A 13,245-nucleotide genomic window follows, 5' to 3' on the forward strand; every position below is an offset into this window, starting at 1 on the left:
GGGGAGACGCTAAAAGCGATCTGCCTCCTGCCTAAACCTGATGATAAATATTCACGCCGACCTACTTATCGTTTTTATATCCTGTCAGCAAATACTATTTTGGATGACCTCAATAAATACATTTTACAGAAGCAAAAATCATTATCATCATGACACTTCATACCTTATTTGTTTGTAAATCGTGCAGTGCTGTTCTCGATCACGAAGAAGCAGACGATCGCGCCGAAGGAAATCAACTCTTACTGAAGCTGCTAGAGACTCAAAAAAATAATTCTGCTTACAGCACTCTCAATATAGAGCCTGTGGGATGTTTGTGGAGTTGCGTTAAAAAATATTCTTGTGCTGTTAGCTTTGTTTGTCCACAAAAATATACATACCATTTTGTTGATCTAACGCAGGAAAGCATAACTGACTTGTTGCAATTCAGCCAGCTTTATCAAGAAAGCCAAGATGGGTATGTTTTACCGCCGAAACTACCTGGTAAACTGCGATCGCATCTTTTAGTACGCATCCTTCCTACACCTGAAGCGATCGCTTAGTTGATATAGTCACAAATTTAACTCTTGACCTTTACTAATAATTTCATCTAACTTTCCTTGTGCTGCTATTTTACCTGCTTTCAGTAGAATTATTTTGTCGGCGCGACGTAAAACGGAACGCCGATGAGAAACCACAAGACAAGTTGGTATCCAATTTTCTTCTTCACTTTGATTGTTAAATATCCGCGACCATAAAGCTAATTCTGTTTCTACATCCAAAGCACTAGAAAGGTCATCAAAAACCATCAATTCTGGTTTACGAACAAACATTCGGGCAGCTGCTAAACGTTGTAATTGCCCACCAGATAGTCTAACTCCTTTTGCTCCTACTAAAGTTTCCATTTTTTCATTCATAGCGGCTAAATCTTGGTCAAACACGGACATTTTTAGCGCCTTTTCGATTTCGTAATCATCTTTATCTAAACCCAATAAAATATTTTCTCTGAGGCTATAACTAAAGAGTTGGGGGATTTGAGGAGTATAAGCACTATGAGGTGGTACAAAGAAATTAATAGGGTCTTCTACTAGAGTGCCATTCCAATAAATAGCACCTGATTGCTTGGGTAATAATCCTAATAAAACTCGTAGCAGTGTAGTTTTACCAGAACCAATGCGACCAGTAATGACAGTCAAACTACCACGCTGTAGCTGAAAGCTGATGTCTGTTATTCCTTGGTTAGTGCCGGGATAGTGGTAAGTAAGGTTTGATATGGTTAATAATTGTAAGCGGTAAGCGTTAGCCATGCCGTCAGGCTTATCGCTCTTTTGCCTTTGTGGTTGTTCTAGGGTTGGAAGTGGTTGTTTGCGATCGCGTAGGTTATTCAGATAAAGTGGATTTTTGGCGACTAAAGTATCTGCTGTCACACCAGAAAGCAAAGCTGTCATCCGTTCAAAGGAGACTTCGGTTTGCTTGTACAATGCCATGAATCTCCCTAAAGAGTTGAAAAAGCCTGTGACAAAGGAAAGATTATAAATAAACAGAGCAAAGTCACCTACAGTCAGTTTAGTAGTTTGACTCTGAATTAACACAGAAGCTAGCAGCAAAATTAAACCAGTCCCTAGATTTACCATGTTTTGAAATACTGAATCTAACATGGCATTTAATAAGCTATCTCTCACCATCACTTGGCGGCGTTTGTCGTTGAGAATGCGAAAGTGATGCAACACATCTTGTTCTGCACCAGCTACTTTAATCGCTTGCACTGAACTAAAGATTTCGCCTAAAATTCCTGTCACCTTTTCTGTTGCTTGGCGGCTAGCTGTGCGGTATCCTTTGATGTAAATTTCTGCTTTTTGAATAATTGCGATCATCCCAACCAAAGGCAGAAAAACAAACAAGGTCATTTGGACATTAACACTTAACAAAATCACCAAACAAAGAATAGCGAATATTCCTTCACCAAGCAGTTCCGATACCCATGCTACATTGTCTTCTATTTGTTGAGCATCATCACGAAAATAACTAAGAATTTCACCTTGAGATATAGCTTTTTCCGCCTCATTGTTAACAATCATAGGTTGAGCATTAGGATTGTTTAACAAGCGTTCTAACAGATTGCGTCGCAGCAACGAACTCATGGTAAAACGGTGCTGAGTTTTGGTTACGCGCCCTGCAAATATTGTCCCAATGTGTCCTAAATTCAAAGCCAACAACAATGCAATCCAAGCTACAGATGTTAACCCAAATTGTGCTTTACCTGTCAGGCTATCAAAGAATTCTCTGATAATTAACCCAGGAATTGCAGGCAAGCCTGTAATTAAAATCCAGAAGAAGGTGTCAATTGTGTAGAGTTTTGGTCGATAGCAAATTAGGTTCCATAATAATTTCCAGCCTTGTGGTTTTTTGGTTGCTGACAACATAATAATTTCTAATTCGTAGTTCGTAGTTCGTAATTCGTAATTTTTAATTAAAAGAAGACTGTTAGGCAAATTGGTATAACCAGAATTAAACTAATAAATCTGTCAAACCAGTTTTGAGTAATTGAGCAAAGCGTGAATGAGAATTTTCAAGTAATTCTTCTCGCAAACCATATTCGCTTACCCGACCTTTGTCTAAAATCAGAATTTGATTTGCTCTTTGCACGGTTGCTAATCGGTGAGCGATAATGATGCCGGTACGCCCAATTAATAGCTGGTCTATAGCTTTTTCAATGAGTTTTTCTGTTGTGGGATCGAGGCGTGAGGATGCTTCATCTAAAATTACTAGGCCAGGGTCTTTGAGAAAAACACGGGCAAATGCTAACAATTGTGCCTGTCCTGCTGATAAGCCGCTACTATCAGGCCCTAATTCAGTATCTAAGTCTTTGGGTAATGAGTGTAGCCATGCAGATAATCCCAGCATCTCCAAGGTTTGATAGATGCGTTCGTCGCTGATATTTTGGTTAAAAAAGGTGAGATTGTTGCGGACTGTAGTTTGGAATAACTGTACATTCTGAGTTACTAGCCCAACGTGCTTGGGTAAGTCTATTAAGGGAGTCTGGTTGATGAGTACATTCCCCAAGCGGATTGTGCCTGATTGTGGGTCATATAATCTCAGTAACAAGCGTGCTAAAGTGCTTTTACCGCTACCTGTACGTCCTAATAGTCCCAATACATGACCGGGCGGTAAATGGAAAGATATATCTTGCAGTATCAATTCTGATTTTGTATCTTGCTTTTTGATGCGTTCGCTATAGCTAAATGAGACATTTTCAAATTTAACAGCAAGTGCGCCATGAGGAAGTCGCTCTTTGCCTCCTGCACTCAGTTGTGATTGTACTCCCAATAAATCTTGAACACGATAAATGCTGGCTTCTGCCTGTTGAAGCTCTTCTAACTGAGTGCGAATTTGCTCAATTGGTTCACTCAGAAGAGTAGTGTAGTAAAAAAATATATATGCAGTTCCGATAGTGATCGCTTTTTGATTCCAAAGGTAAAGGGCTACAGCTAAAGCAATGACATTACCTAGCGTGAATATACCGTTGGTTGTAGTCCAGAGAATAGTATCAGCAAAGCGTGCTTTGTGATAAGTTGGTAGCCAGCGTTGCAGAATTTTGTAGAAGCGATGCATAACATAAGTTTTCGCACCATTTGCCCTTATGTCTTCAATGCCAGTTAGTTGCTCACCCAAAAAGCCGAAAAACTCTCCATTGACTTGGCGATAGCTTCCCCAATGAGGAACGGCGATGGAACGCAGACGAATTAGGATAGATAATGCTGTGAGGGCGAAAAATGAAATAGTTATACCAGCCCGCCAATCTTCGGCAAACATTACCACAATCACACCCAAAATCAGTAGCAAACTGCCTAAGATGTAGACGCTAAATTTCGAGAAAAATTTTGAAAGGTTCTGAATATCACCGTCCACTCGTTCTACTAATTCACCAGGTGTTGAAACCTTGTGAAAAGATAAATCGAGTTTCAGGCAATGCTCAACTAAATCAGCACGTAAGGCATTAGTAGCTGTCCAAGCAACGTTTTCACCGTAGTATGTAGCCACAATTGACATTAGTTGCATCACTAAAGCTACACCGATAAATAGAAATGCGGCGGAGAATAAGTTTTGCACTGAACCGCCTGCTACCGCTGTATCAATGAAATTACGTAGAATTTGCGGGTTAAGGAGTTGCAAGCCGATACTAGCTAATAGAGCGATCGCAAACTTGGCAACGCGCCCCTTTTGAGGCTTGAGATAGTCTATCAATAAATTCCAAAACTGTTTTAGACCAATTTTCATAACGTCGCCAAATTTAGCCAGGATTGTCCTGAAACTTATAATTTAATCAAAACTAATTGAGAAACTTATGCAAAAGCAGTATACTATAAAAACGACTGTTAACCTAGCAATAATTCTTTTTAAGTAATTTACTACTAATAAATTTCATTTTGAAACCGAACCAATGCCGCAAGGAGTATTGGACGCATTGAATTTTGTTTGGGAACATCGTAGAACAATTCGGCACAAATCTATTAAAAAACTCCTACAAACAAGCTGAATGGTAAATCAACGAAGTAAAAGCTCTATAACCAATTCAGAACCATTTACTAACGCTCCAATTTTATCAGTACAAGGTTTGGGTAGAAAAATCCAAAATCAATGGTTGTGGCAAAATTTAAATTTTGAACTTCTACCAGGAGAACGCGTTGCTGTAGTTGGTGCTTCCGGTTCTGGTAAAAGTCAGCTGCTAAGAATGATCGCTAGTCTCGATCCAATACAAGCAGGATACATTTTTTTTCAAGGAAAATCTATCGATGCTTACTACACACCCAATTATCGCTCTCAAGTTGTTTATCTCCACCAGCGCCCTGCACTTTGGGAAGGAACTGTAGAAGATAATCTCAAACAAGTTTATCGTTTAGCAGCCCATCGACATCAAGTCTATAAACGCGAGCTAATTCTTAATTATTTACAACTTTTACATAAACCTGCTGATTTTTTACAACGTCCTGTAAGTGCAATTTCTGGCGGTGAATCTCAAATTTTGGCTTTTCTGCGTGCTTTGCAACTTTCCCCTTTGATATTATTACTTGATGAACCTACCGCTTCATTAGATGTCGCCACAGCCAATTGTTTAGAAGCTTTGGTTGCAGCTTGGCAAAAAGAAAATATCCAACGAGCATATCTTTGGACAAGTCACGATTCAGCGCAATTGCAGCGCATTACCCATCGTCAAATTAGCTTAAAATCTAACGAATAATGGCAGGCAATTATATTTCTATTAGTTATACGCAACTGGCGGTAGCAGCTTTATTTATTCTCATTAATATAGGTCTTTCATTTGCTCTAAATTTAGGGTTAGCAAAAAGCCTTTTAATTGCTTCGCTACGCATGGTCGTGCAATTGTTATTGGTAGGATACTTATTACAATGGGTCTTTACTCTTAGTAACCCAATATTAATTATAGCTTTAGCTTTAGCTATGACGATTATGGCGAGTATATCAAGTGTTAATCGGACTCGCCGACGGTTTGCCAGTATTTATTGGAATAATTTTATTTCGCTGTTTTGTGGTTCATTTTTAGTTACAGGCTTTACTGTTAGCGCCATTATTCAAGTACATCCTTGGTATGATCCCCAATATCTCATTCCTCTGTTAGGTATGATTTTAGGTAATGCCCTCACTGGTACATCTCTGACGTTAGAACGTTTTATGGAGGATTTAATTAATCGTCGAGAACAAGTAGAAGCATTATTAACTTTAGGTGCAACTCGTTGGGAAGCTGCACATCAACCAATTAAAGAAGCATTAAGAATCGGGATGATTCCCACAATTAACTCAATGATGGTGATGGGGTTAGTTAGTCTACCAGGAATGATGACTGGTCAGATTTTGGCTGGTGCTAGTCCTACGGATGCTATCCGCTATCAAATTGTGATTATTTTTGCTCAAGCATCGGGAACTGCGATCGCCACTATAGGAGTTGTATTACTAGCGTTTTTATCCCTATTTAATCAAAAACATCAACTGACAGATGCTTTGTACAAGCAAAGCTAAACATAATTTTCATGACAAGTCTGCACAAATGGAACAAGTTTTTTCTCACCTATTTACACTCAAATAAAGAATATACCGTCATGCGATCGCCCCAGACACTTAGAAGTTTTTGGGCGATCGCAAGCGCTAAAAATTAGCCTCAGAATATTTTACGTTCTTCTAGATGGGCGAGAATATCTGAGCGATCGCGCCACACAGTCCGCAACTTTTTGTTAGCAAACATCTGTAACTGATCGCCAATGTGGGGAGATCCAGGTTGAGTTGCGTTACCGTAACTGGTGAGTGCCATTGCTCGCACAGGGTTGGAAAATTCAATTGCAGCCACATAGGAATCACCTGCAACGGCTTGGAATTGCCCATTTTCTCCGGGAGCAGAATTCAGTACCCGGAAAATTCCCAGGCTGCCATCCCCACCATTAGCAGGTAAATCCACATCACCCAACCGTAGCCGAAAAACTTGGCCCCACGGTACATCAAGCGCCCCATAGGTCTTTTCTACCTCTGCTGCAACTGCTTGCAGAGTTGTAACTGCACTTTCAGGATTAGCTAAACCATCGGGTGTGGTACGTGGAGAGTTTTCATTCCAGGGTTTACTAAATGCCTCATCTAAGTCCATCTGTTGTACCCAAAAGGCAAATAATACAGCCCCGCGACTATCTGCATTAGCTTGCCGATCCCAGGCTTCTAAGACATTGGCTGCTTTTTGTCCTAAACTCTGACCATATTTGCGTGCAGCCGGAATTAAATCATCCAAAATCCGATCAGCCAGTTCCATCCGGGTAGAGTGTTTGTATGCAACCATTTCATCAAAAGAGATTTTGTCATCCTCAGCCAACATCCTTACAGAACGTTGGGAGCGGAAACCCATGAAACGAGGAGCCATGTAAGGCGGGTAATTATCTGCTTTAATAGCGACTGGAAATGTAGTTGTCCAAGGTGGGTCATTTGTATTTTGCAACCAGCCACTCTTCGGGTCAACTATGCGTGGTAAATCTTTGTAAGGATGAATTTTTGTCCACAACGTTTTAGATGTATTTCCTGGGATTATGCCTTCCCAGTATGCAAAATCACCACTAGACCGCACTGGAACTTGACCGTTGAATAGGTGCATAATATGCCCTTCTCGATCCGCATACATCACCGTAAACATTGGCAATTGCAAGCGCTGGAGTGTCTTTTCAAACTGGGCAAAGTTTTTTGCTCGTGCCATATCCCACCACTGCTGGAGTACACCTGGTCGGTCAAGACCTGCAACTCTCAGTGCCACGGCTTTACCATTTTTCTCGGCTACCACTGGCCCGTGGACAGAACTTTTCACTACTAATGGTTGCTCTTGCAAGGAGCCATCTTTTTGCTTCACCTTTAAGGAGAGGGTTTTTGTCTGAAAGTTACGAACTTTGTCATCAAACTGGTATCCATTACCTGCCAGTGTGAGTTCATAAACATCCCAACCATCATAAGTGTTAACGGTGTGAGTCCAACCTAAGTTGTTGTTAAAGGCGATCGCTAATACAGGAATACCTACAAGTGTTGCCCCATAAGCATCAATTCCGGGTGCGGTGATTTGGGCTTCATACCACAAAAATAAATCTGACCAAGGTAGATGTGGGTTTGCTAGCAACATGGCATTCCCATTGTCAGAATGACTTGGTGCGATCGCCCAACCATTAGATCCTGCTTGCAACTTTTCTTTGCTCAGGTCTAATACTTGCTCTGGATTAACCACAAAGGTGAAATTGAGTACCCGATGTAAGTGAGCCATGACATCTTCTGCCTTGACTGGTAGCACTATCTCAACTTGATCGTCAATTAACTTCGGATTTTGTTTTGCATAAGCATTGATCCCAGCAGCAAAAGCATCAAGATAACTACGAAAAGTTGGACTCTGGGCTTTGTACCAAGTACTAGCGCGTTCTGGTACTCCCGCAGTCTGTACCCAACGATCTGACTCCAGGTATTCCTCTCCCCAATATTCGGCTGCGCGTCCCCGTGCTTGACCATAGAGACGCAAAAGTAAATCTCCATGACTCTGCATTTGTGCCCAACCAAAGGCATAAAATGCACTCTGGTTATCTTTGCCGTAGATGTGTGGCACACCATAAGTATCCCATAATATCTCTGTGGATTTTGTTGGTACAGCCATAGTGGGGCTTCCGACAAACAAAACCAGTATCAAGCTGAGTATTAAAGGTAAAACGCGTATTGATTTTCGTTTGTAAACCTTAAGTAAACTATCAATCCTCATGAACACCACCATTTACAGATGTAACACCTGGTGACTGAAACTGCTTATTGGGCATTGGGCATTGGGCATTGGGCATTGATTATTCTCCTCTGCTTCCCAGTTCCCTTTTGGCACGCAAGTGGCTTTGACAAAGCAGATTTAAGTTGATCTAACAATACCACTTTGTTGAGAAACTATATCAAAGCTATAAGGGTATGCTTTATTCCGTTTAAAAATGGGGAAAAGGTTACACGATCGTGTAATCTGTATATTTATCAAGAAAGATTATCAACTTTAATGATTAAAAATGCTGTTAAATATTGAGAGTGCCCATTGAAAAAACAACTAACCAGCAGAGCGTAATATTTTCCAGTCACGGCAGAATCAAATGATAAAAGCGACTACACTCTCACCTAGAGAATTGAAAAAGCCACAAATTCCAGCCTTATTTGGTCTGGTTTTGGGGCTATGTATGCTAGTAATTTGCTTGCTGTTCAGTGTGACGCTAGGTGCAGCCGAAATACCTCTAGGTAAGATTTTGACATCTTTTATAGCCTTTGATGGTTCTTATGATCACTTAGTTATTCAGACCGTGAGATTACCGCGATCGCTAATTGCTATCCTTGTAGGTTCAGCCCTTGCTGTATCGGGAGCATTGATGCAGGGTTTGACGCGAAACCCCTTAGCAGATCCAGCTATTTTGGGTATTGAATCGGGAGCCGCGCTCTTTGTAGTTGTCGCAACTTTTATTTTTGGCAGCTCATCCATAGGTGTTTACGCTCTTGTAGCATTTCTGGGTGCGGGAGTAACAGCGGTGTTAGTTTACATCCTTGGTTCGCTGGGACGAGGAGGAGCCACCCCATTAAATTTGACGGTAGCAGGAGCAGCCTTAACTGCTTTGATTTCTTCCCTCACCACCGGTATCCTCATTGTCAGTCAACAAACACTTGAACAAGTCAGATTTTGGTTAGCTGGTTCATTATCTGGTCGAGATTTTAATTTATTCTTACAATTGCTGCCTTTCGTCGGTATAGGATTAGTAGTTGCTTTTGCCCTCGGCAGACAAATTACTACTATGAGTTTAGGTGAAGATGTCGCCAGAGGCTTGGGTCAAAAGACAGCTTCGATCAAAATATTTACCGCTATCAGCGTAGTTTTACTGGCAGGAAGTTCCGTCGCTCTTGCAGGGCCAATCGGCTTCATTGGTTTAGTAGTTCCCCATATAGTGAGATTTTACATTAAAGCCGATTATCGTTGGATATTACCTTATTGTGCAGTTTTGGGGGCAATTTTACTATTAGTCGCAGACATTGCCGCCCGTATATTGCTCAAACCACAGGAGTTACCTGTAGGTGTAATGACAGCAATCGTTGGCGCTCCTTTTTTTGTATACCTAGCTAAGTCAAAGGTGAAGAAATGAAGGTTGATTGGCTAGTTATTCGTTCCCAAACGATATCTTTCCGCATCGAGCGACGTGTACCAGTCATACTATTATGTTTGGCAGTAGCGATCGCAGTAGCGATGGTGATGAATGTGGCCAAAGGTGAATATCCAATCTCGCCTTTGGATATCGTGAAAACTATATTGGGTTTAGATACAGGAAACCCAGACCATTCATTCGTGATTCAGAATCTGCGTCTACCCCGCACCGTTGTAGCTTTTATGGTAGGAGTGGCGCTGGCAATTTCTGGCACTATTTTCCAAGGGTTGACACGCAATCCGTTGGCCGACCCTGGTATTATCGGCATCAATGCTGGGGCGAGTCTGGCGGCAGTCACAGTAATTGTACTATTTCCATCAGCACCAATTTACACCTTGCCTATATCAGCCTTTGGTGGTGCTTTGCTTATGGCGATTTTAATTTATTCGCTAGCTTGGAATAACGGTAGTTCCCCGATTTTATTAATTTTAATGGGTGTTGGCTTGTCTGCGATCGCCAGTGCCATAACCAGCTTGATGATTACCTTTGGGGAAATTTCTGACGTTAGTAATGCTTTGGTTTGGTTAGCTGGGAGCGTCTACGGCCGGACTTGGGAGCAAGTCTTTTCTCTATTACCTTGGTTAATTGTTTTTGTCCCAATGGCTTTGACACTAGCAAGGCATTTGAACGCTCTTAACTTGGGAGATGATGTCGCCAAAAGTTTAGGTAGTCAAGTGGAATGGCAACGTGGTTTACTCGTGCTGGTGGGTGTAGCTTTAGCAGGTGCAGGAGTCGCCACCGCCGGAAATATTGGTTTTATTGGTTTAATCGCACCTCATTTAGGACGACAGTTGGTAGGTGCAACCCATGAAGGCTTGATTCCTATTTCCGCACTCTTGGGGGGAGTGATTGTTGTGATGGCAGACTTGCTAGGAAGAACGCTGTTTGCACCTATCGAACTTCCTTGTGGGATTGTAACTGCTGCGATTGGCGCTCCTTATTTTCTTTATTTATTAATTCGTAACCGCAAAAAATAAGTGTCTGGAGGCTGGGGATTGAGAATTTGATCAAAACAATATTTTATCAATCCAAAAATCAGGTTTTCATAAATCCAAAATCGTTCGACTGAGCAAAGTCGTACCCCTCCGGGGAAGCAAGCTACGCGTAGCGTTCCGCAGGAAAGTCTAAAATCTAAAATGGTTTCACTTATGAAAGGACTCTCAACCAAAAGTCTGTCTTTAGCTTACGATGGTGCGTTGATTATCCGTGACCTGAATTTGGCAATCCCCACCGGCCAAATTAGTGCTTTAGTTGGTGCTAATGGTTGTGGTAAATCAACGTTGCTACGAGGTTTAGCCAGATTGCTTAAACCCCGTGGTGGTACGGTATATCTTGATGGAACATCTATTTTTAATCTTTCCACCAAAGAAGTAGCACAGCAGTTAGGTATTTTGCCCCAAGGGCCAGTAGCACCGGAAGGATTAACAGTACAAGATTTAGTAGCACAAGGACGTTATCCTTATCAAAATTGGTCGCAGCAGTGGTCGACAAAAGATGAAAAAATCGTGCAGCAAGCGCTAGAAATTACGGATTTGTTGAAATTGGCAGATAGAGCATTAGATACTTTGTCTGGTGGACAACGACAAAGAGCTTGGATTGCAATGGCATTGGCGCAAGATACAGATATTTTACTTTTAGATGAACCAACTACTTTTTTAGATTTAGCGCACCAGATAGAGATTTTGGATTTGTTGTATGAGTTGAACCAAAATCAGGGGCGGACAATTGTGATGGTGCTGCATGATTTAAATCAGGCGTGTCGTTATGCTGATTACTTAGTTGCAGTCAAAGATGGTCGAATTTTTGCTGCTGGAGAACCAAAGCTAGTGATGACTCAAGAAATGGTTCAGGAGGTTTTTGGGTTGGAGTGTCGGATTATTCCTGATCCGGTGATGCAGACACCGATGTGTATACCGATAGGACGCAAGGGAAAAGTAAATAACAAATAAATCTACTTAAATTCTTAATTCAAAGCCCGTCGCCTTTTCAGGGTATTTTGTTTACCGAAATGAAGGATGGGACTGATAACTTGCATTGAGACTACCACAAAGATAAACATCTCTGCGGTAGTCTTAAACTAACGTCTATTAAAGTAGAAAAGAAGGAGCCAGGTCTAGCTTAATTTGCTACTTTCAGTTATCCCCAATTCTAGAAAGCTAATGAGAGTTCTTGAACTGAGTTAACCCATCGCTTGCACTGCACTCAACATAAAATTAACCCGTTGCTCAAACTCTAGCTTTTTGATCGATGCGACAAATTCATCCGTTTCATCAGGAAGTTGATAGTCAGACGGCACTTGAATGACGCTTCCATTATCCATTCCTTGTGCCAGCAGCAGCCAAACGTCTAATTTTGCATTGGGACTTAGAGCATTATAGGCTTGGCTGATATTGTTAGCTGCACCATTAATAATGTCGCGTTGTGCTTGCAGTTGCTCTTCTTTAGACAAGTCTAGGATTTGGTCAAACACTGCTTTAGCAGGAGTTTCAACGCTTGTAGGAGGTGCCGGTTTTAGCTGCTCTTTAAGATCGAGGTAACCGAACCAAAGTAGGGCTAGCTGAGTATCTACATCAAAGCGTTGAAAACTTTCTAAAGCTGGTCTTGTTGCTTCATCAACTGTGTAAGTCATAAAAAACTCCAACTAAATTAAGGTTATTTTGATTTCCTCAGTTATTTACTGAGAAACTTTGCTTTCAGTACTTCATACAACTTAACGAACAAAAGCAGATAGATAACCCTACTTAGGGTAGGTATAGGACTCACTACATAAGACAGATATACATAACTCAAGTTGCTAGTTATAAAAATGCCTGTTTCGATGTATGGAAAGCAAAGAGAAATGTTAAAACTTGAAGTAACATCTGTGACTGTAAGCGATCGCTTGGAGGTGACTATGGGGTTTAAGTTCCAGCTTTTGTGCTTGCGTATTGATATTTAGGGTGCTTCAGCCAGATAAAACCTGGAAATACCAAGGAATTATTTGTACTGACGCACCCTATTCACAGGAAATTCGGGATAGTTTAATTTTTGGAGTTCCCTAATTATAGTGCGATCGCATGAAAGCAGAATTACCTTACTCTGAAAGAGTCACCATCAAACCAGGTGGACACATGGCATTGATGGAACAAAATCAGCAGTTTGCCGAAGCAGTCAGCACGTTTTGCGCTGGCTGCTCATAGCTGGGATCACTACCTGAAGCTTATTCAAAGGCTAGATGTACTTAGTACCCTTTGATTACTTCCAAAGTAGAGTTCGCCCAATTCTTCCAAAAAAACATCGGTCTGCGATTCTGGATTACGGAAGTAGGGATGGATGGGAAGGAGTTCAGCACGAGGGTGGGTTTCCTGTGAAGACAAAATCTGCTCAAGCAAAGACAGGTAGTTTTCAGCAGTAGATTCCCAAGTGTACATCTTCAACACCCGTTGTTGACCAGCTTGAGCAAAATACTCCCACTCCTGAGCATCACATAGCAACCTGACTTTTCCCGTTAAGTCTTGAAATGCTTGCTGGCAAAGGATTCAAGAAACAG

At 41.4% G+C, this 13,245-nt stretch carries 14 protein-coding genes; 9 read left to right on the plus strand and 5 right to left on the minus strand.

Going from position 1 to position 13,245, the window contains the following annotated elements:
* The first annotated feature begins 149 nt into the window (after positions 1–149).
* Positions 150–539 (plus strand): DUF1636 domain-containing protein, encoded by a 390-nt coding sequence (locus tag VB740_RS32680; RefSeq protein WP_323203978.1) that lies wholly within the window; start codon positions 150–152, stop codon positions 537–539.
* 9 nt (positions 540–548) lie between these two features.
* Here VB740_RS32680 and VB740_RS32685 read toward each other — a convergent pair whose 3' ends face one another.
* Both VB740_RS32685 and VB740_RS32690 read right to left on the minus strand, forming a co-directional pair.
* Positions 549–2,399 carry an ABC transporter ATP-binding protein gene (locus VB740_RS32685; protein ID WP_323203979.1) on the minus strand — a complete coding sequence of 617 codons (1,851 nt, stop codon included), beginning with the start codon at positions 2,397–2,399 and terminating at the stop codon, positions 549–551.
* Positions 2,400–2,484: 85 nt separating this feature from the next.
* Positions 2,485–4,254, minus strand: coding sequence for an ABC transporter ATP-binding protein (locus VB740_RS32690; protein ID WP_323203980.1), 1,770 nt, complete (start codon positions 4,252–4,254; stop codon positions 2,485–2,487).
* A 259-nt stretch (positions 4,255–4,513) separates the two neighbouring features.
* Between VB740_RS32690 and VB740_RS32695 the strand changes: the two genes are divergently transcribed.
* From VB740_RS32695 to VB740_RS32705, 3 genes are read left to right on the plus strand one after another with little or no spacing between them, the layout of a single operon-like run.
* Complete coding sequence (locus VB740_RS32695; RefSeq protein ID WP_323203981.1) at positions 4,514–5,215, plus strand: ABC transporter ATP-binding protein; 702 nt, start codon at positions 4,514–4,516, stop codon at positions 5,213–5,215.
* A complete protein-coding gene (locus VB740_RS32700; protein ID WP_323203982.1) occupies positions 5,215–6,012 on the plus strand; it encodes an ABC transporter permease in 798 nt (265 codons plus the stop codon). The genes VB740_RS32695 and VB740_RS32700 overlap by 1 nt, the downstream gene beginning before the upstream one ends.
* An 11-nt stretch (positions 6,013–6,023) precedes the next feature.
* A complete protein-coding gene (locus tag VB740_RS32705; protein WP_323203983.1) occupies positions 6,024–6,149 on the plus strand; it encodes a hypothetical protein in 126 nt (41 codons plus the stop codon).
* Positions 6,150–6,151: 2 nt separating this feature from the next.
* On the opposite strand, the gene VB740_RS32710 is transcribed toward VB740_RS32705, so the two are convergent.
* A complete protein-coding gene (locus VB740_RS32710; protein ID WP_323203984.1) occupies positions 6,152–8,257 on the minus strand; it encodes an acylase in 2,106 nt (701 codons plus the stop codon).
* Positions 8,258–8,624: 367 nt separating this feature from the next.
* Here VB740_RS32710 and VB740_RS32715 point away from each other — a divergent pair, with 367 nt between their 5' ends.
* The 3 genes from VB740_RS32715 to VB740_RS32725 all read left to right on the plus strand — a co-directional run bounded on the left by VB740_RS32715 (position 8,625) and on the right by VB740_RS32725 (position 11,665).
* Complete coding sequence (locus tag VB740_RS32715; protein WP_323203985.1) at positions 8,625–9,656, plus strand: iron ABC transporter permease; 1,032 nt, start codon at positions 8,625–8,627, stop codon at positions 9,654–9,656.
* Complete coding sequence (locus VB740_RS32720; protein ID WP_323203986.1) at positions 9,653–10,693, plus strand: iron ABC transporter permease; 1,041 nt, start codon at positions 9,653–9,655, stop codon at positions 10,691–10,693. Before VB740_RS32715 ends, VB740_RS32720 begins: the two co-directional genes overlap by 4 nt.
* 171 nt (positions 10,694–10,864) lie before the next feature.
* Positions 10,865–11,665 carry an ABC transporter ATP-binding protein gene (locus tag VB740_RS32725; protein WP_323203987.1) on the plus strand — a complete coding sequence of 267 codons (801 nt, stop codon included), beginning with the start codon at positions 10,865–10,867 and terminating at the stop codon, positions 11,663–11,665.
* A gap of 230 nt (positions 11,666–11,895) precedes the next feature.
* On the opposite strand, the gene VB740_RS32730 is transcribed toward VB740_RS32725, so the two are convergent.
* Positions 11,896–12,345: an orange carotenoid protein N-terminal domain-containing protein gene (locus tag VB740_RS32730; protein ID WP_323203988.1), complete on the minus strand. Its 450-nt coding sequence runs from the start codon at positions 12,343–12,345 to the stop codon at positions 11,896–11,898.
* Positions 12,346–12,522: 177 nt separating this feature from the next.
* Between VB740_RS32730 and VB740_RS32735 the strand changes: the two genes are divergently transcribed.
* Complete coding sequence (locus tag VB740_RS32735; protein ID WP_323203989.1) at positions 12,523–12,654, plus strand: hypothetical protein; 132 nt, start codon at positions 12,523–12,525, stop codon at positions 12,652–12,654.
* A gap of 118 nt (positions 12,655–12,772) precedes the next feature.
* On the plus strand, positions 12,773–12,895 hold the full coding sequence (locus VB740_RS32740; protein WP_323203990.1) for a hypothetical protein: 123 nt from the start codon (positions 12,773–12,775) through the stop codon (positions 12,893–12,895).
* A gap of 24 nt (positions 12,896–12,919) precedes the next feature.
* On the opposite strand, the gene VB740_RS32745 is transcribed toward VB740_RS32740, so the two are convergent.
* On the minus strand, positions 12,920–13,189 hold the full coding sequence (locus VB740_RS32745; RefSeq protein WP_323203991.1) for a hypothetical protein: 270 nt from the start codon (positions 13,187–13,189) through the stop codon (positions 12,920–12,922).
* Between the last annotated feature and the right edge of the window lie 56 nt (positions 13,190–13,245).

The sequence above is a fragment of the Nostoc sp. UHCC 0251 genome (genome assembly GCF_034932245.1).
GTDB lineage: Bacteria > Cyanobacteriota > Cyanobacteriia > Cyanobacteriales > Nostocaceae > Nostoc.